The organism is Paenibacillus sp. JT31N11, from assembly GCF_056269285.1.
On record NZ_JBWDNQ010000022.1, the window covers coordinates 22083 to 42589 of the forward strand.

15 protein-coding genes are annotated in these 20507 nt (G+C 47.3%); 1 reads left to right on the forward strand and 14 read right to left on the reverse strand.

The genetic code is table 11. The features are described 5' to 3' along the window. Positions 1 to 13 precede the first annotated feature (13 nt). From AC0YNV_RS36585 to AC0YNV_RS36615, 7 genes are all read right to left on the reverse strand, one after another. Positions 14 to 991 carry an ABC transporter permease gene (locus AC0YNV_RS36585; protein ID WP_475772468.1) on the reverse strand — a complete coding sequence of 326 codons (978 nt, stop codon included), beginning with the start codon at positions 989 to 991 and terminating at the stop codon, positions 14 to 16. A 668-nt stretch (positions 992 to 1659) separates the two neighbouring features. After that, positions 1660 to 3162 carry an ABC transporter substrate-binding protein gene (locus tag AC0YNV_RS36590; protein WP_475772469.1) on the reverse strand — a complete coding sequence of 501 codons (1503 nt, stop codon included), beginning with the start codon at positions 3160 to 3162 and terminating at the stop codon, positions 1660 to 1662. A gap of 110 nt (positions 3163 to 3272) precedes the next feature. Next, positions 3273 to 4505 carry an MFS transporter gene (locus tag AC0YNV_RS36595; protein ID WP_475772470.1) on the reverse strand — a complete coding sequence of 411 codons (1233 nt, stop codon included), beginning with the start codon at positions 4503 to 4505 and terminating at the stop codon, positions 3273 to 3275. A 33-nt stretch (positions 4506 to 4538) separates the two neighbouring features. Continuing rightward, positions 4539 to 5669: a Gfo/Idh/MocA family protein gene (locus AC0YNV_RS36600; RefSeq protein ID WP_475772471.1), complete on the reverse strand. Its 1131-nt coding sequence runs from the start codon at positions 5667 to 5669 to the stop codon at positions 4539 to 4541. Positions 5670 to 5682: 13 nt separating this feature from the next. After that, positions 5683 to 6492, reverse strand: coding sequence for a sugar phosphate isomerase/epimerase family protein (locus AC0YNV_RS36605; RefSeq protein ID WP_475772472.1), 810 nt, complete (start codon positions 6490 to 6492; stop codon positions 5683 to 5685). A 132-nt stretch (positions 6493 to 6624) separates the two neighbouring features. Then, positions 6625 to 7509: a carbohydrate ABC transporter permease gene (locus AC0YNV_RS36610; protein ID WP_475772473.1), complete on the reverse strand. Its 885-nt coding sequence runs from the start codon at positions 7507 to 7509 to the stop codon at positions 6625 to 6627. A 13-nt stretch (positions 7510 to 7522) separates the two neighbouring features. Further along, positions 7523 to 8455 (reverse strand): ABC transporter permease, encoded by a 933-nt coding sequence (locus tag AC0YNV_RS36615; protein WP_475772474.1) that lies wholly within the window; start codon positions 8453 to 8455, stop codon positions 7523 to 7525. A gap of 655 nt (positions 8456 to 9110) precedes the next feature. Here AC0YNV_RS36615 and AC0YNV_RS36620 point away from each other — a divergent pair. Continuing rightward, a complete protein-coding gene (locus AC0YNV_RS36620; protein ID WP_475772475.1) occupies positions 9111 to 10235 on the forward strand; it encodes an ROK family transcriptional regulator in 1125 nt (374 codons plus the stop codon). Between the two features lie 518 nt (positions 10236 to 10753). Here AC0YNV_RS36620 and AC0YNV_RS36625 read toward each other — a convergent pair. The 7 genes from AC0YNV_RS36625 to AC0YNV_RS36655 all read right to left on the reverse strand — a co-directional run bounded on the left by AC0YNV_RS36625 (position 10754) and on the right by AC0YNV_RS36655 (position 20506). Next, the gene (locus tag AC0YNV_RS36625; RefSeq protein WP_475772476.1) at positions 10754 to 11005 is read right to left on the reverse strand and encodes a PfkB family carbohydrate kinase; all 252 of its coding nucleotides are present in this window, start codon (positions 11003 to 11005) and stop codon (positions 10754 to 10756) included. A gap of 1012 nt (positions 11006 to 12017) precedes the next feature. After that, entirely contained in the window at positions 12018 to 13520 is a 1503-nt protein-coding gene (locus tag AC0YNV_RS36630) for a glycoside hydrolase family 32 protein (protein WP_475772477.1), read from the reverse strand. Positions 13521 to 13542: 22 nt separating this feature from the next. Further along, positions 13543 to 14934 carry a glycoside hydrolase family 32 protein gene (locus AC0YNV_RS36635; RefSeq protein ID WP_475772478.1) on the reverse strand — a complete coding sequence of 464 codons (1392 nt, stop codon included), beginning with the start codon at positions 14932 to 14934 and terminating at the stop codon, positions 13543 to 13545. 86 nt (positions 14935 to 15020) lie between these two features. Then, a complete protein-coding gene (locus AC0YNV_RS36640; RefSeq protein ID WP_475772479.1) occupies positions 15021 to 16676 on the reverse strand; it encodes an extracellular solute-binding protein in 1656 nt (551 codons plus the stop codon). Positions 16677 to 16786: 110 nt separating this feature from the next. Beyond that, positions 16787 to 17617, reverse strand: a complete 831-nt coding sequence (locus AC0YNV_RS36645) for a carbohydrate ABC transporter permease (RefSeq protein WP_475772518.1) — start codon at positions 17615 to 17617, stop codon at positions 16787 to 16789. A 67-nt stretch (positions 17618 to 17684) separates the two neighbouring features. Continuing rightward, a complete protein-coding gene (locus tag AC0YNV_RS36650) occupies positions 17685 to 18596 on the reverse strand; it encodes an ABC transporter permease (RefSeq protein WP_475772480.1) in 912 nt (303 codons plus the stop codon). Next, on the reverse strand, positions 18596 to 20506 hold the full coding sequence (locus tag AC0YNV_RS36655) for a glycosyl hydrolase (protein WP_475772481.1): 1911 nt from the start codon (positions 20504 to 20506) through the stop codon (positions 18596 to 18598). The genes AC0YNV_RS36650 and AC0YNV_RS36655 overlap by 1 nt, the downstream gene beginning before the upstream one ends. Between the last annotated feature and the right edge of the window lies 1 nt (position 20507).

Sequence of the window (20507 nt, forward strand, 5' to 3'; positions counted from 1 at the left end):
CCAATCTAGCAAATTAGTATATCCCTTCATGGCCCATTTTTTTTACAATATAATTGGATAACAACACGAGTACCAAACCGACTACGCCTTTAAACAATCCTACAGTCACTCCTAAACTGAACTCTCCGTTCAGGATTCCCTGCTGATAAGAATAAGTGTCGAATACCTCTGCTACGTTAAGCACCAGCGGACTCATCATGAGCAGTACCTGCTCAAAACCAATATCGACCATTTGTCCGAGCTTTAGTATAAGAAGAATAACGATAGTGGGTTGAATTGCCGGCAGTGTAATATGCCAAATCTGTCTCCAACGGGATGCTCCGTCAACGACTGCGGCTTCGTATCTTTGAGAATCTACCCCCGCCATGGCCGCCAAGAAGATAATAGTCCCCCATCCGACTTCTTTCCATATGTTCTGAATAACAAGGATACCCCAGAAATATTTAGGTTCCGTCAAAAATGCAATCGGCTTATAACCCATTCCACTGATAATTTTGTTAACGATACCTATATCATTTGAAAGAATAAGAAACGTCAAGCCGGCCACAATAACCCAGGATAAAAAATGCGGCATATATACAATGGATTGATTGATCTTCTTAAATACCTCGTGCCTTACTTCGTTTAGCATCAGGGCTAATAGAATTGGCGTAGGGAACATAAACACTAGGCTCAACACGTTAATAGCAAATGTATTTCGTAACATGAGATAGAAACTGCTGTCATTGAATAGATTGGTGAAATTTTTAAAGCCAACCCAATCACTTCCAAGAACGCCAACTATAGGATTGTAATTCTGGAATGCCAGCAGCCCCCCCCACATTACCCCGAATTTAAATATTAGAAAGTAAAGGGCACCTGGCAGGATCAGCAAATAAACAAATTTGTGCTTAAGGATTCTACTACCTAAATTCGATTGTCTTCCTTGTCTTATATTTATTTGGAACTCGCTTTCCATTCTGGCGGAATTGGACCGAATCATTTTTGGCATAACATTAACTGACCTCCATTCTCTTTTTTCGTCTATAGCGATACCCCAACTTTACGAAATACATTAACGGCAGAATACAGACATTATTTGTTATGACCCATAAATAACACTCAGATTTCAGCTGTTTCACTGTTTTTCGGTATTATTTGGGCTTAGTTTTTTATCGCAGTAGCAACTTCTTTCAATTAGGTAATTCCGATAATTCCAGTCGCGCAAAGAACGACAGATAGCATGGAACGAATTATGTTGTAAAATCATTGTACGGAGTTTTTTGTACAGGGAGACATCATCGTCTAGCGATGTTTCCTGATCCCGTCGGGAATGTAATAACATTCTTAGACGTCACCCAATGACAAGAACCTTATTACATTCATGAAAAAAGCCGCGGTTTCCGCGACTTTTAATGTAATCATGTTTTGTCTTCCTACATCGCACCACTTCCAGTGGCATGCTACAGGTTATTTATTCACATTTTTTCTAATAAAGCCGCCAAGGAAGCATCCATCTCGCTGTGCTATTTGGTCAGAAGGCTCAAGCGGTTCGCGGCGGAGCAGGAATAAGCAGCACAAGCGCAATTGGGCTAACAGAAGCAAAAAATAAAACTGGATATACGCAGGGTAAGCCGACCTTTGTCTCCAGACTATTCAAGCGGGCTAGTGACGCCGCTACTATTTGGCGGTAGCCCACTCGTCGAGCTGTTTTTGCTTCTCTGCAATGACTTTATCAATTCCGGCCGCTTTCAGCGCGCTATTAAATTTCGGCAGATTTTGAACTGGATCGAGCGTACCGGTCTCCAAACTCATCGCGTATTGCTGAATGACATTCTGAATGGCTGCCAGCTCTGTCTTGACCGGCTCTGGGTTGTACATAAAGCCGAGGGCTGCCGATTTTTTCGCTCCTTTATTGAATTCGTCCATCCGCTGCCAGATATCCGGGCTATCTGTTACCCATGGGTACGCCAATAGCTGGTTGCCGAACATCCAGCCCTGCCGCAGGTTATACCCGCTACTTGTAGCATCCACTCCTTCCGGAAAATCAATGGTTTTGTTCTCTTGAACGACGTAATGCTTCCCTTCGATCCCCCAATGAAGCAAATTAATGATCTTCTTATCCGAATACAGGAGGTTCAGAACCATCATCGCCCGTTCCGGGTCTTTAGAATTTCGTGTAATGGCCATCATTGCATTCGTAATCGTGAGTGTATTCATCATGGCGGGGCCGAGCGCCACCTCCGTCAATTCGGTTCCCGCCGATGCACCCGTTTGCGTCGTAATGCCTGGTTTTCCTTTGTTAGGGGTCGAAAAGCCGATTTTAGCCTTGAGATAATCCCGACCCGTCTGGGAGGTCGTCGCAATATCCTTCGGGATAAAGCCAGCCTCATACCACTCATGCAGCTTCATGACGAATTGTCTATATTCTTCGCTTTCGTAAAGATTGACCACCTTGAGACTATCTGTGTCGGTCAGAACACCGATCGTATCGCTAAGAGGATCGATCGTCGTTTGCAGCAGTGGATAGGCGATGGAGGCGCCGCCGCCCCCCTTGCCGATCAGATTCAACTCAGGATGCTTTTCCTTGATCGTCCGGAAGATCGGTTCCAAATCATCCATCGTCTTGACACCGCTGATATCGATGTTGTTTTCCTTCAGCAGATCGGTACGCATCAGAATAGTCGGGTAGGCGGCAAAGTCCCGGATGGTCGGAACACCGTAAATTTTACCGTCGATCTTCGAGGCGGCGAGTACCTCCGGTTCGAAGGCGGCGATAATCTCTTTACCGTAGGTTTGCAGCAGTTCGTCGAGAGGGATCAGCTTCTTCTGCCCCACCTCCGATATATACTGGTCCTCACCGGTGAAGAGCAGGTCGATCTGATCGTTGCCCGACAGCATTAGCACCTTCTGCTGTGTCCATGCAGCCGGTTCAACTCTTCGCAGCTTGACTGTCGCATTGATTTTCTCTTTCGTAATTTTGCTGACCTCTTCCTCGATAAGGCTGAGGTCCCGCTGGTCTCCCCCCCAGAAAGCAATCGTAACCTCATACGGCCGCAGTTGTCCGTCTGCAGTCGCTCCTCCGCCAGCGTTCGGGGTGGAGTTGGAAGAGGAACAGCCGCTCATGATCAAGCTGGCCGTCAGGAAGAAGAACAACAGAAGCTTACCCGTTCTTATTGCCATAAATAAAAGACCTCCCTCAGATCTTTAAATTTAGTACTCCCTCTGGCATTGCTCATCCATGATGTTTGACTGCGGTAAAATTCTCATCCCGGGGGGAAGGCGGCAGTACATTATCCACCTATCCCCTGATCCGTCGACTTCCCTGCCTTGCTGGGAAGTCGGCTTGATTTCCTGCTTTCGCTCAGCCACATTACCAGAAACCCCGCGACGCCGGCAACTGAGATAGCCGCGCATATTTGATACAACGTCCTGGGTCCGAGGTAATCGAACATCCAGCCACCGAACAGGCCGGCGATGATGCCCGATATCCCGCCCCAGGTCAGTGCGTAGATTGCCTGCCCCGTAGCTCTGTATTCACCGGGAATTAAATGTGCCGATAAGCTGGTTCCAACATAGTAGTAGCCTCCGAACGTAATGCAATGAAGAATCTGAATAAGTACGATATGGATCGGACTGCCTACGACCGACATCAGCAGCCAGCGGATGACGAACAATAGGCTGACGACGACCAACGTCCCGATCATCATCTTCGTTGATTTTTTCAGAAAACGGTCAAATAGCAGAAATACCGGAATTTCGAATATGGCTGACAGAAAGACGGACCAGCCAATCAATTCCTTAGAGCCTCCGAGACTGACAATGTATAGTGAGTTGAACGTCTGATTGATGGAATTGGGCACCGATATGAGAACTCCCAGAACGACGAAGGTGAAAAAAGTTTTGCTGGACAGCATCACCTTCCAGTAACTCTGCTTTCCCGTCCTCGGCTTGGAAACTACACGCCCCCGGGGGAGGCCAATCGTAAAAAGCAGCGAGACAAGCATCATCATGCCGTAAAGAACCCACAAGTTCAACAGACCCATCCAACTGATTACAGGTCCCGCCAGCACAGCAATAATAGCCCAGCCTAACGAACCCCACAGCCGAATCCCTCCGAACTTGTGCTTCGTATTCTCGATGGCGTTCAATATTAGGCTGTTGCTCTGCGAGAAGGTCGGGCTGTTGAAGAAAAAGAAGACCAGCATCATAACGAATATAAGCGCGTATTCCCGGATTTGGAACACCACAATAGTTGCAAGCAAGTTCCCTATCAATAAAAAGATAAGTATCTTCCTTACATTCTGCAGCCTGTCGCTCCAATACCCCCAGAACGGGTTGGCGAATAGGGAGATAAACGGACCCCCAGCCATCACCATGCCGATCTCCACTTTGCTCAGACCGATCTCCTGAAAATACAGCGGAAAGAATGACGTTAAAATGGCAATGGTACCATACAAAAAGAAATTGAAGCGCTTCAGAGTAGCCAAGGACTTCGTGCTTTCTCCGGCCATTTGACCATCCACCTCAAGTGAACCCCCCTTCAGAATCGATGACTTTTACACTGGGATGGCGGTCGATTTCGAATACTGAATTATTTCATCACTGCTTACCTCTTTCCCAAGGTGATCCGATAAGTAAATTCCTTCGCTGATGAGCATCGTTTGCAGGGCGATCTTGGCGGTCGGCAGCAGCTCGACTCTGCCTTGAAGGGCAGCAATCCAGTGATGCTGGGAGGATTGATAGGCGTCGTAATCAGGCTTTAGATGGTTCCAGCGTCCATCCAACTCATCCAAATTGACGGTGCAATTCAAGTCCATATCACACATTGTGGTGTGGAAGCTGAAAGGCGCGAGCACCGTCTGATCCGAATACGCGGGCAATCGGATGCCGCCCTTCGAGCCGACGACAGAGCAGCCCTCAATACTGCCGAGATGAACGCTCCAGGCTTCACAGATATCGAGCGTTGCTCCCCCTTCGAATTTTACAAATCCGAGACCCAGCTCCTCTACGTTGAAGACAGCCTGCTGGGCACGGGCCGCATCGGTTTCCATCTCGCGGTACCCTTTGCCGGACACCCGCGCTACCTTCGGCAAATCGAGCAAATACAGCATTTGCGATATATGGTAGACCCCCATATCGATTAAGGCGCCTCCGGCGGCAATGTCTTTATTCAGGAACGCCGGTGTGCCATAGCCATCAATAAACGGGCGCCCTCTGCGCCGGTGACCGGTCGCTCTGGCATGATACAGCTTACCGAGTAGGCCTCCTTCGGCCAGCGCCTTCGCCGCCTTCGTCTCCTTGCGATACAGCGTGCCAAGCTGGATATGCAACTTCTTGCCGTACGTTTTGGCCGCGTTCAGCATTGCCTCTCCATCGCCGTAAGAGCCGGCGATTGGCTTCTCGCAATAGACATCCTTCCCTGCCTGGAATGCTGCAATAGTGACCGGCGAGTGTAGGTTATTATGCAGACAAACATCGACCGCTTCAATATCGTCGCGAAGCAGCATCACCCTGAAATCGGTATAAACGTCGGGTATATTGAACTGCGCCGCGACAGTCTCCGCTTCCTTTTCATTGACATCGCAGATCGCAACCACCTCGACATCCGCAATGTTCGCGTAGTTTCTTAAATGCGCTTTGCCGATCAGACCCGCTCCGATAATTCCGATTCTTATCATTCTTCCCATCCGATTATCCCCCTTATCGTTTCATGTTTGTGCTGTGTGCTTTAGTCAAAACACGTTTCACGGACGCTATCGCCCATTCCATCTCGAGGTATTGGTTGCCCTGCGCATTGTATTCTATACCCCAGTATCCGTCGTAGCCGGTGTTCAGAAGCGTGGCGACAAGTTGTTCCGCCTTATCGGAGGCCGCTGTTTTGCCATCGAAATGCGTATGATAGACCCAAGGCGCGACCAGATTGTCCCCGATCTCTTCGTCCACAGCCCATCGCCCCATATGGAGCAGGATGCCAAAGCTCGGATGATTGACCGCCTCCGCTAGCTTCTTCAAGTAGTTCGGATCCTTGGAGGTTCCCATATGATTCTCCGGCCCGACGACCATTCCAAGGTCGGCGGAAAGCTTACTCAGCTCTAGGAACTGTGCTGCGGTGTATTCGAACTGCTCATCCGTTTCAGGAATGGATTGATGATCGCCTGTGTCGATCCGAACCGTTTTCGCTCCTAACTTGTAGGCTATATGCAGATAAGCGATAGCATTGCCGTAAAGGCTCTTCCTTCTATCCGGATCCGCATCCCACAGATGGGCGCCGTCTACCGCAATGTTCATAACCTTCATTTCTTTCTCGTCGATCGCTTCGCGAAGTTTCCGAATATACGCTTCGTCCGGCAAGGAGAAGATGTCCTCCCGCGCGCCTTCGAAGGTTCCGTTCCATAAGTCGACCGTATCCAGACCGAACCTGAACTTGGAGGATTCCAAGTACCCGAAGGTATCCATCTTGCCCTCTTTGATCGTATTACTGAACGAATACCCGCCAATGCTGATTTTCATCGTCGTTCCCGCCTCCCTGATGAGTAACTTTGAATCTGAATGTCTCCGTTTACATATGTTGTATGAATGCTTGGGCCACCCGCTTGCCGCCAGGCATCACCTCCTTTGCCGTTTTCAGGACATCCGGAACGATCAGCCCTTAATCGCTCCAACCGTCAGCCCTTTGACAAAATATCTTTGGAAGAAAGGATAAGCAACCAGTATGGGCAGCACGCCTATGACCGCTATTGCAATCCGCACCCCTTGCGTCGGAATCAGGTTCGTGTCGTCCAGCATTCCGGAGTACTGCACGTTGTCGAGCAGATATTGCACATTCAGCAGAATGGTGTTTAATAGAACCTGGATACTGTACAGCCGATTGTCCGAAGTGTAGATCAGCCCGTTAAACCAGTCGTTCCAGTAATTAATGACTTGAAATAATCCGACCGTTGCCATTACGGGCAGCGACAACGGCAGCAGCATTTGCAAGAATATTCTGAATTCTCCAGCGCCGTCCATATGCGCTGATTCCAGTACCCCATCCGGAACCGAAACGGTGAAGAACGTCCGGAGCAGGATGACGTAAAAGGCACTCACCAACAGTCCGGGCACAATCAAGGCTAGCAGCGTGTTGTCGATGTTTAACACATTCGCGTAGATCAGATAAGTCGGGACAAGGCCTCCGTTAAAGAGCATCGTGAAAAAGACGAAGAAGGAAAAGAAATTTCTCAGAGGCAGCTCTTTCCGGGACAGCGGGTAAGCCAGCAACGTCATGAAGACCAGGCTTGCGAACGTGCCGATAACCGTTACGACGACTGATATCCCGTATGCATTAAAAATGTCGCTTGATTTCGCGAAAATAAACCGGTAGCTCTCCAAGCTGAGCTCGCTTGGGAAGAACGAGTAGCCATCTCGGATAATCGCGTTCTCGGACGTGAAGGATGCCGCTACCAGAAGCAAGAACGGAATAAGGCAAAACCCGGCGATAAGCACAAAAAAGACATGGAGTGCAATTTGTGCCAAGCTATTACTTCTCAATCGTGCCTCCCCCTTAAAATAACGAATGGTCAGGATTTATTCTTTTCACAACGTAATTGGAGAAAATGATCAGCGCGAAACCGACGATGGATTGATAGAAGCCAGCGGCTGACGCCATCCCGATATCTCCGCTTTTCAGCAAAGCACGATATACATAAGTATCCAGAACATTGGTCGTGGGCAGCAGCGGCCCCGAGTCAAGCGGCACTTGATAAAACAGGCCGAAATCGGCATAAAAGATTCTTCCAATCTGCAACAAGGTCATAATGACGATAACCGGTGTAAGCGAGGGGAGTGTGATATGTATGATTTGCTTGAATTTCCCGGCTCCGTCTATCGTTGCGGCCTCGTAATACTCATGGTCGATGCCGACTATCGCGGCGAAATAAATGATACATAGATAACCCACGCCGTGCCAGAGCTTCACAATCGTCAAGATGATTGGCCAATACTTGGCCTCCGTATACCACATGATTCCCTCCATCCCGAACCACGGCAGAATGGTGTTGTTGACGAACCCCGTCTCCATGCTGAGCAAAGAGAATACCAGGTAGCCGATAATAACTGTAGAAATCAGATAAGGAAGCAGAATGGCGCTTTGATAAAAGCGGCTCAGAAACCGGTTCTTCAGCTCGTTCAGCATAATGGCGAACATCACGGAGAAAAAGAGATTAAGCACGATAAACGTGGCGTTGTACAAAATGGTGTTCCGGGTAATGATATAAGCCTCGGAGGTCTTGAATAAATATTCGAAATTCCGAAACCCGATCCAGTCCCCGCCGAAGACACCTTTGGAGAAGTCGATTTCTTTAAAAGCAATAGCGATCCCAAACATCGGTAGGTAGTTGTTAACCAGCAGATACAAGAGTCCCGGGAGCAGCATCACATACAGAACTTTGTATTTTTTTATTTTTTTAAAAGCCGCACGGTTAAGCCATGATGACATCGGCAGTCCCCTTCCTCTATTTTGATTACTGCTCGTTCTTGAACCTTTCAAACCTCTTAACAGACTTTCCCTACCCCAGAGCTAATCGCGGATTCTACACCTCCCTTAATTAATTGTTCCATCGGAAAAACTAATTAAAAAAAAATATATACTCTATATTTGCGATTATATGAGCTTACCTCTCCCATTGTCAACGGGTTAATTTCACTTATTTTATATCCCGAATTTTCAGACTTTATGTCGAACAAAGGAGTTAAACGGTCTGTTTTGATATTTGGTAAAGTTGACATCGCTTGTACCCTTCTTCTATAATTGCTTTGAACGACCCCCTCCTCCCTCCGGTAATGACGGGCATAGGGAATTGGTCCCCATAGTGCCGAACGCTCTGTTGAAAGTGCTTTTTTCATACCGTTTTTTAGTCTTCCTTACCTTTCTGTACTCCCTGTCTGCACCATCGGAATTCCTTTATAATGGAATAGGAGCGGCCCCATATATAGATTTGTGCAAGCAAAATCGCGGGACTATCCTTTCAACGTCGCTCTGCAACGCGCCACTCACCGCATCGACTGGCTGCCCTAACACCGTAAATAGATACGATCTTTATTGTTAAAGCCTAGGATAGGACGAAAGTATATTGAGAATTTGGAGAACTGATATGATAAAAATAGGAAACCAACAAATGCTGAAGGAGATCAATATCTCTACTTTGATCCATACGATATTCGAGCATGGACCGATATCCCGCGTCGAATTATCGCGAAAAACGAAGCTCAGCCCGACAACGGTATCCATCCTCATCGAGGAAATGATTCGCGAACAGCTCGTTCACGAAATTGGGACAACCGGCAGCGGGGTCGGCCGGAGAATGACCTTGCTGAATATTCGGGCGGAGGGCGGTTATGTGGTCGGCGTCGACCTGTCTAGCTCCCCCGCCCAATGCGTCCTGCTCAATCTGAGCGGAGAGATTATAGCGAACCGAAGCATGAAATCGCTCATCGGAGAAGAGCAGATCCGCAATGAATTGGCTGTCTTCATCCGTTCCTTTATTGAAGAGCATCATATTCCCCTTGAACTCATTAAGCGCATCGGCATCTCCCTTCCGGGAAGGCTGGACGATACGCAAAGCGTCGTCATCACTTCCCATTATTTGCAGCTTCAACAGTTTCCACTTCTGAAAATGCTGGAGAATAACTTGTCCATTCCCATTCTGCTGATCAATGATCTGGATGCAGCCGGTTTCGCCGAGCGCTTCAGCGGAGCGGCAAAAGGCGATCATACGACCATTTTCCTTATGATCGACTATGGAACGGGCGCTGGGCTCTTCTTGAACGGTCAGGTATATCATGGTTCCATCGGCACGGCTGGTAGGACCGAATACCTGGCTCCTTACTGCACGCCCATCCTTGCCGAACGCTTACAAAAAAACGATCCTGCGAGATTCGGAGCAATGTCCTCGGAGGAAGCCATTCGAAGCTATATCGAGCTGGCGCTAGCCGGCACCGAACCGTTCAGCGAAGAGGCTGAGCATATGATTCGGGATATTGCCAACTATTGCGGGAAGACGCTGCAAATGCTGAACCCTCAGAAATTGGTGCTGGGCGGATGGATAACTGATAACGAATTGTTTTTCAACAAGCTGGTAGCGGCTATCCATCAGGTCGAGAACTCGATATTCGGAGCGACGCCCGTCGTCGCTTTTCACTGGAAAAAATATGGCGCCGCCATGGGAGCGGCTACGCTTGGGCTCCATGAAATTTTCAAGCTGAAAACCGTACAATAGTGGAATTAACTGATTAATGACGAACAGCCTCACCCTAATAAGGGCGAAGCTGTTCCATTTTATGCCTATATCCCCAAGAACGAACATTGAGACAGACCAAGATCTGAATAATATTATCTGTCAGTCCTAATATTAATTTACGGAGTCCATTGTTTCTTAATTGAAAAACCCGCATAGATTCAATACATCATGTCTAACACATTATCTTTCCCTGAAATACAATGACATCGTGCTTTTTAAATTGAAAGAAAATCTAAACTCGCACTTTTTGGGCTGTTTCAGCAATCGCCTGTCCGGCACGTTTTTATAGGCTTCGATCGTGTTATCGAAATAAGGTGTATTTTTCTCTTTAAACACAAGAGGCGTGCAACCCGACAACAAAAACCGTCCCTGTTGCAAAGACGGATTATGAATGTTGGCGATCAAAGTGCCATTCAGAAAATGAAAGATAAACCTCAGTACGTCATTATAGGGATGTCAATTAAAAAATTATTGGAGTTCGGGATATCGTTTATTTCTCATATTTGCTCCTGCCAGATTGATTCCATAATTCCAAATAAGCACCACGTCGCTGGATTCCAATACGGCCCGAATTGATTCTTGCCAACCCTTCCGATGAAAACGTTGCACCTCCCCATACGCGACAGGAGCGCCGCTACGTTCACGGGCGCTCCTGTCGGATTCTGTTCAAACAGCGGCTGACCCGACTCCGATATTCCTGCAGATATGAACTCCATCCGTAATTCGCCAAGCGCAGCAATCTCCGCCATGCGTAATCTCCCCAATCGGAATTTGGCCGGCTTTCAGAACTTCTCGAAGTGGGCAGGCCGGCAATTGGTGGAGCTCTTCATCAAGAGAATAAACGGGGAATCGTTTCTACCAATCACCTTGAAAAAAACCGAATTGGTCATTCGTGAAAGCACCAAGAAATTAACATGAGATTCGTCGCGCTAGGATTTTCATGCAGTTAAGGAAAATAGTAGATCGGCTTAGATTGACCAGGGTTAATAGAAGATGCGATGAAAAAAAATTCGAAAGGGACGAGGAGCCGGGGTACCACTTAGAACTTCTCTATAAAAACAAAAATATTCACTTTATTTAATAACGCTAAACGGGTACACCTCTACTTTTTCAATTTTACCCGCTCGTTAGTAGAACGATGGACTGCCGCGCGGCAATTCTTCGACAATCCCTTGCTTGGACGCACCTCCTGGCAAACTATCGAACAGAACTTTGAACTTAATGACAGGCTGTGCGTACAAGCTGCTTATAACATTCCCGCTTCCCAACTCAGATAAGCTAAAATCGGAGCATCGGCAATTCCCGCTAATTTACTTCTTGGCAAACGAATAATCGTGCAAATACAAAGACGTCGCAAGCTCCACCATGCCTTCGTCCAACCATCCGGTCATGTTAAGGGTCGTTCCGTGCTTCCGTAGAACCATTGGCGAGGCCTTCATGCACGATTGAATACTTAAGAACTTCACCATCTTCCGTATCGTCTATGGTAACCACTCCCGCGTATTCCATCGATTCGAGGTCGTTCAAGACGATGTCCATATACGGCTTCTAATTCCAACCGTTTTCGTTTGTAGCCGGCATCGGATACCACTGCGTCAATACATAACTCCTTCTTTGGACAAACGGGAGCGAAAACTCATATGCAATCTCTACGATTGCACTTCCTTCCTGCGAAATCTTATGCGGTAGAGTGATCTCACCCGTTCCTTAAGTGCTCCTCCTTGTTGCTGATTCCACAGACAATTTTTATTCCGCCTGCCTCTATTGCATCCAGTTCCCCTTTAACCCATCCTTGCCAATGGCCTTTAAATTAAATAATTCTAACAAAAGAATTTGCCCATTGCCGCCTGATGAGATTTCCAGTCCATTTTCATCTTGTCCCGGATAGATCAAATCGCTCAAAACTATCCTGCCATCATCAGCAAAGACCTCAACAGATGATTGGTCCACATAGATATGAAGCTTAAGTGCTGAGCCAATCTCCCCAAGTTTCGCTGCATGTCTGCCGGCAAAGTCCGGATGAAAATCAACTTCTCCTGATCTTGTGCGGTCTATAAACATCTCACCATGGGCAGCATCATATCCTATAACCGTTTCATGATTCACAGATGTTCTTACCCTTATCGCAAAGTTTTCTCCATTCGCCGTTTCGAGTTCCGCAATGATCTCAAAGCTGTCCAGGTTTAAGCCCGCAACTCGTTCCCTGAGGCTCTCAACTGTTGTTTCTTTCAGGGATAATACGGGAACCCGGAGTTTCTCTAGCTCCCTGATGGGCCGTTGAATAAGTGCAATCTCCCCATTCCTCGGTTCCAAAGATAGCGTTCTAGGCACGGTCATGGAGCTTCTCCAGCCCTCAGTGGGCGTCATATTCGCATATTTCCAATTGCTCATCCAACCGATATAGATTCGGCGTCCGTCTTCTATTGGAATGTCAGACCAACTGACACCCGCGTAATTGTCTCTGCCGTAATCCAACCATTTGACATGATTCGGCGATTCGTCCAGTACAAACGTATTGCCGTCGAATTTACCTATAAAATATTGAGTTCTGGAACCTTCCACATGGTCCGATGAATTTCCGATACTGACGAACATCACCCATTTGGTAAGTTGAGGGTCATTCCCAACCGGAAGAGGGAATAAATCCGGACATTCCCACACACCGTTGTGCGAACCAATACCCTGTCCAAATTCACTGGCGTATGTCCAACTCTTTAGATTTGGAGAATGGTAGATGCAAACCGTCTGGCCCGATGCCAGAATCATTACCCAACGCTTCGTCGGTTGATGCCAAAATACTTTGGGATCCCGAAAATCGGGGTATTTTTCGTTGGCAAGCACGGGGTTTCCCGCATATTTTGTCCAGCTTCTTCCCGAATCCGTGCTGTAGGCAAGACTTTGACGCTGCCGAAGTCGATCAGTGCCCGGCGCTTGATCATGATGAGTAAATATTGCGACCAAGCCGGGTTTTCCATTAAAAAAGCCCGACGTATCGTTCCAGTCGACTACGGCACTTCCTGAAAAAATGGCACCGTGTTCATCCGGCTCCAGAGCAACCGGTAAGTACTCCCAGTGAACCATATCCGGGCTAGCCGCGTGCCCCCAATGCATAGGCCCCCATGTTGTCCCATAGGGATGATACTGATAGAATAAGTGATATTCTCCATTAAAGAATACCATACCGTTCGGATCATTCATCCAATTCCGCTCTGGCGTAAAGTGGTAGTCAGGCCTTTCTTCGTCATTTGAACCCTCCGTCTTCACTTTTTTTTAGTTTCCAAAAGTTTCAGTTCATATCTGCATGTTTCATTTGCCAAACCTCTAATCGGGACACTAATAGTGGGCTGCCTGCGGAGATCGTCAAACCGTCGCTATCAGCCAAAGACGGATAAACGCGCGAGGTAAGACAAGCTTCATCCCCCGCAAATACTTCAATGACGGAATGGTCGACAAATAATCTCACGTCCAGGCGCCCGTTTTCCAGCTCGGGAAGCTTGCCTGTGATGCAGGATTTATGCGTTCCGGGAAACAAGCTTGATCGCGACCGGTCAATCATGATAGACATTGCCGAAGGATTAATCACGATCCGGGTCTCTTCTTCTCCGCCGCTTGAACGCATAACTGAAATCACGACTGGCTCCGTCACATTCGCCAAATCAAGCTCGGCATATACCTCATAGGCTCGGGAACGAATCCCGGTGTCATAGGGCTCTGCATCTACAGCCAACTCATGAAAGACCGAATGATCTCCACGCAGCGCGCTTAGCTCCGGAACGGGGGACATCGCAATTTTCCCATTGTCCTTCAGAAGCACCTCCCGCGGCAAGGCAAGCGCTCCTGCCCAATCCAGCTGCAATGGGAAGTCTTCTCCTCTTGAGCCTTCGGGCATCCACCCGAGCAGGATTCTTCTTCCGGAAAGATCGGTGAAGCCGGTTGAGGCATAGAACCCTTCCCATCCGCCATGGTCTGCGTAACCGGTCGCATTTGGCTGCAACTGCAGCTGCTCATTTACCGTGCCGGTAACATAGCGCACTTCGCCGGACGGGGAGTAGAAAAGAACATACCGGTTATCGAATTTGAATACATGCGGGCATTCCCAAATGGACTCGTCCCCTTTATGAAAGAAACCCGTAAATTCCCAGTCGTGCAGGTCGCTTGAGCGGTACAAGGCAGCACAGCCCTTCCCTTCATGAACGCCGCCAAGCACCATCCGCCATCCGTCTGTTTCCCGCCACACATACGGGTCACGCCACTCTTCAATATTTACATTCCCATGAATTTTTCTCGTTAGCGTAGGATTATCCAGGGACTTCTCCCAGTTCATCAAATCGCCGCTGCTGTGTGCCTTCCATTGTTCGGACCCGGTTACGGCATTACGATCCCCGCTGCCAATACTTGTATAGAATAACGTAACTTTATTCGTTTCTACAATCGAGCACCCCGAAAAACAATGATTTTCGCCTCTTTTATTGGAAGGGAAAAGCGCCACGGGGAGGTGTTCCCAGTTCACCAAATCCTTGCTTTTGGCATGCCCCCAATGGATGTTTCCCCATTCGGGTTTATCCGGATTATGTTGGTAAAACAGATGATATTCTCCGTTATGATGAAAAGGCCCGTTAGGGTCGTTCATCCAGTTCAATTTCGATGTAAAATGAAAGACCGGTCGATAAATATCCATTCTATCGCCTCCTTTAAAAAATAACGCGGATACCTGAGAACCCGGGATAACGAAGTGATTCAGGTATCCGCAATTGATTATTACTATTACTTTTGGTTTGCCTGAAAGCGATCGTAGGCTTCCTGAACATAACCGATAAATTCAGAAAGGCCGGCCTTTTCCAGTTCCTTTACATAAGAATCCCACTCTTCATCAATGCCGCCATCGGTAATCCACTTTCTGCGGTTCGTATCAATCAGGCCATAGATTTGAGGCGATAAAAGCGCCATTTTCTCAGCAGTCTTTGCATCGTAGAACAAGGTGTGCGGGATATATGGATCATTCAGGTGTTTATCCAAAAAGCCCACCGCCTTCATGTCGTCTAAAATGTCCTTCGCATCCTGCGGGTACTCAACAACCGTATCATAATAGTCAGTCAGAATGGCAATAGGCGAGTTGCCTCCAATCGTTTGTCTGGCTCGCATATCGTTGTAGGTATCCAATCCGTCTTTCAGGGTGTCAAATACCATTACGCCATTCTCGTCTTTCTTGTATTGATAGCCAAGCGCTCCCCAGTTCGTCTGAACGGACCACTCTGGATCATACATTTTATCTACCCACGCAAGTACTGCTTCCGGATTTTTAACTTTGGTCGTCAGGACAAAGGCAAGCGGATTATGCATTTCCACAAGGTTTTCACGGGCTCCATATTCACCACCAGGCCCTGTCATGTAAGGAATCGGCACGTAATTGTCGGCAACTTGCTTACCTGCAACGTCAAGAACAGAGAAATGCACTAGCGATCCGATCGTTACCGTCTCATCTCGCAGCTTTGCTTGCAGTTTTGGACCATCATTAATGGTAAATTCCGGGTCAATCAGGCCATCTTTATACATTTCGTGCAGGTAATTAATACCGGTCTTATATGCTTCGGTAGTGGCTGTGCTGAAGATTTTTCCGTTCTCGTCGAGGAACATGCTGTCACCACGGTCGGCTTGTCCCCACAATCCGAAAAATTGACCAAAGTCCGAATTATTTCTCCAAGAACCGATTCCCGAGTTAACACCTTTGTTCGCAACCGACAATCCGATTTCATCCTTAATGCCGTTGCCGTTCATGTCATTATCGACAAATTCCTTTAATGTATCACGATACTCGTCGATCGTAGTTGGAACCGGCAGGCCAAGCTTGTCCAGCCATGGCTTATAAATTTGTAGAATACCCTGGTTGAGAATCAGACCGAACATTTCCTCAATATAAGGAAGACCGTAAATGTGTCCGTCCGGAGCGGTAATCAGCGCCCGGTATTCAGGACGTTTTGCCAATACTTCTGAAAAATAAGGCATATTGTCGATGTAATCCTCAATTGGCAGGAACAGACCTTTGTCCACATTATTCATCACATTATTGACAGAAAGTGTACCGAGGAACGCATCAGGAAGATCATTGCTTGCAAGCATCAGGTTTATTTTCTCATCGGCAGATTCACTCGGAATCTCCTCCCACTGGACCTTTACGTTAGATGGAGCTACTTCACTATATTTTTGAAACCAGATCATTTCATCAACAGGCAGGTTTCTTGGATCCTTCGCACGAACAATTTTAATGTCCGTCTGCGCATTTGGATCCATAGCCTCGGTATTCGCTTCTTTATTGATGGCAGCAGTATTCTCCTTACCTGTATTATCATTTGAACAACCAGCGAGCAATCCGACTGAAAAACTAGCAATGATCAGGATTTGAAGCCATTTATAATGTTTCATGTTTGTACTTGACCTTCCCTTCAGTAAATTGTATGAGTACCATTCCAATCATCTTGTGTTACGAGCTGTAAAATCACCTCCTTCATAGAATTCACGTCGCAGATGCCACATTAGCCTTTGATGGAGCCAATCATCACGCCTTTTGTAAAATACTTCTGCAAGAACGGATACACAATGATGAGCGGCAAGCTTGCTGCAACGATGACGCCATACTTCAACTGTTCAGCAATCCGCTGCTTGGCGGCCAGGGACATCGGGTCGACTACCATCCTTGATCCCGCTTCATTCATGATCAACAGATTGCGCAAGATGACCTGCAGCGGAAATTTATCATCGCTTCTCAAATAGATAAGCGGTTCGAAAAAGGAATTCCAATGGCCGATGCCATAAAACAGCGTCATAACGGCAATGATGACCTTCGACAACGGGAGTGCAATGGAAAAGAAGAACCTGAAGTCCGAGCATCCATCCATGACAGCCGCTTCCAACAGTTCATCGGGAATCGTGCTTTGAAAATAAGTTCGCGTAATAATGATGTTCCATACGGAAGCGGCGACCGGTAGCGTGATGGCCCAGATCGTGTCCAGCATTCCCAATTTGGAAACCAACAGATAGGTGGGAATGAGTCCGCCACTGAAAAACATGGTGAAGGCGAATAGCATCATGATCGGCGTTCTTCCCACCAAGCCTTTACGTGAGAGGGCATACGCGCAAGGGATCGTGATCACCAGATTTATGATCGTTCCGCATACGGTATACAGGATGGAATTGAAATAACCTTGCCAGAGCGGCTTATACTCAAAGATCTTTTCATACCCGTCAAAATAAAGGGATTTAGGAATGAGAAGGATTCCGCCACCGTTGACGATATCCGGGTCGGTGAAGGAAGCGATAAAAATAAAGTAAAGCGGATACAGGATGGAAATCGTTATGATGCCCATAAACAAATAATTGAAGACAGTAAATACTTTGTCGCTTGTCGATAGATTTTTCACGAAATCCGCTCCTTTACCATAAGCTGTTTTGCGTTAATCGTTTGGAGAGATGATTGGTTATGATTAAGAGCGCAAAGTTAACGACCGAGTTTAACAAGCCGATTGAGGTTGCCAAACTATACTGCGCATTCAGCAATCCTACCTTATACACATAGGTAGAAATGATCTCCGATACCGGCAGATTCATACCTTGCTGCATCAGGAACGCTTTTTCCCAACCAACGGACATCACGTTGCCTACTCCGAGAATAAGCAGAATCATGATTGTCGGCAAAATCGAAGGAAGATCAATGTGCCAAATTCGTCTCACCTGGGATGCACCGTCCACCGTAGCCACTTCATGCAACTCGGGATTAACACCGCTTAAAGCAGCTAAATAGATAATCGCGCTGAAGCCCATTGTCTGCCATATGCCTGAGGCAATATACACGGTTCGGAACCATTCCGCACGTGCCATAAAGTTAACCGCTTCTCCACCAAACATGGTGATCAAGATATTGACAAAGCCTGTGCTTGGGGCAAGAAATACATTAAGCATGGAAACGAGAACCACGGTAGAAATAAAATATGGCGCATACGTAACCGTCTGAACAAAACGCTTTACTATTTGTTTACGCATCTGGTTGAGCAGCAACGCGAATAGGATGGGTATCGGAAATCCGATTAACAAAGAGAAGACACTGAGCTTGAGTGTATTGACCAAGACGTCGACAAACACATAAGATTCAAAAAATGTTTTGAAATGCTTCAATCCTACCCATGGGCTGCCCAAAATACCTTGGATTGGATTAAAATCCTTAAATGCGATCACAACCCCGTACATAGGAACATATTGAAACAGTATGAGATATACGAGAGCCGGCATCAAAAGTACATACAATTGCCAACTCTTCAATACATGTGTAATTGATTCTTTCTTCGTCATTACTGCAAACCCCCTGACCCCGTACCGGCCAAAGAGCGGATTTTAATGTTATGGAATACGGCCGTCCCGAATTGAGCATAAAAACGGAGATAGTCATATTTTTTGCTCAACCGCGATATCATCGTTCGTTGACCGTTAATGCAAATATCAATGAAGTTTTCTCTTATGACGGCCTCCACAACGACCCTCTGCTCCAAGCCGCTGACATTATATAGGGACGAGGCTTCATCTTCCGTGAAGCTTGGCGCATAAATATTGTGTATACCGAATTTTCGGGCAGCCGGTTCGAATCGAATATCTCTGCCTTGCTTGAATTTCCCCGAGTCTGCTAAGGAAAATCCGTAATACATATTCGGGTATCCGGGGGTAACTTCAAAGGAAAGCGTATATTCATGCCCAATCTCGGTCATCCGGCATTCGGCTAATCCTTCTTGGTTTTCAAGAGATATCGTATCTCCTTCAATGAACTCTCCGTCAATCGTCTGCATATTGATAACGCGACCGGTTCGATCGGTTAGTTCGTCCACATAACGCGTACCGAGAGAGCCGTCCGAATGCTGCAGAAGCTCGCGGATGATCAGTTCTCCGCCATATTTGCCCGGTTCGGACAAGAAACCTGCTGTCAATCTTCTGCCGTTCTTATAAGCTGCAGACTTTGGAACCCGCATCTGGATACCATCCAGAATATCCACTGCAGGTCTAAGCCAAGGCCCAAACGGATTGCGAGAATACCGATATCTGGCTACACCGTCGTTACTGAAGATCAGATAGTACCAACCGTTCCACTCGAAGTAGTCGGGACATTCAGGTTCATCATGATAACCGGGTACGATAAATGGTGATAGTTCATCCCAATTTTCCAGATCCTTGGAAGTCAAGTGAGCCAAACATCCATGTTGTACATCGCCATCCACAATACTGGTCGTTACCAGCATGTGATACATCCGCTCTTCGTCTTTAAATACGATTGGATCCCTTACCGAGCTGAGGCGATAGCTTTCGGAAAGCTGTATGTACCTGCCGCTTTTTTCATAATGAATGCCGTCACGACTTGTCGCCCAAGTCAGACGAGCCGGCGAGCCGTCAATAGCGCGAACCGCATAATAGGCGTAATATTGGTTTTTTTCGTTAAATACTGATCCTGTGCAAATCGAGCCTTCCCATTCTTCCGTTATACCGACTCCTATAGGGTGGTGAACCCAGTCCTTCAGATTATCCGTTGACATATGGGCCCATTGATGAGCACCGAGTCCCCATTTGCTCCGGTGTCCGCGCCGATCAAACAAGTAGAAGATATGAAAGGTGGTTCCGTCATAATATGGCATACAGTCCCCTACACTTGTGTTGAATCCCCTCGGCCTCCAGTATTGTATGGTGACGGGCTCGGCACCCAGCAGCTCATTTTGTTTTTTATGCAAGTACTCCTGGTCCCCGAAGAGTTGAGTCATTTCCTGCTCACTGATGGCATAGCTCAGAAGTCTCGTTTGTGTGACGCCCGTGTACGACTGAACCTTGGCTTGCCGCAGATCGATTGCTCCTATAGGCCACTCCTCATCAACCAGCACGCCGTCTACGAAAAGCGCGAGGTGATACCCGTTATACCGGATAAGTAACTCGTGGTGTGAATGTTGAGAAACTTGTAAGGGGACTGTCATTGTAAGCGGTTGCGATTTGGCGTCCGTAAACAGCTCAACCATGTATGTATGCAATTTAGATTCAGGCAAAGCTGTTGAATAGAGACGGATTATTTTGTGACCTACCTCATCCTCGACTGATAATAGCTCCCCGTTCCTTCCTGATACGACCGTAACCAGTAGCGATATCGCTTTTACCAGCCCCCAGTGGACTGATGTGGCAGGCGAGGTCTCCTTCATTAATAGCTCCTGATGATCCAAATTATTGTTTTTCACT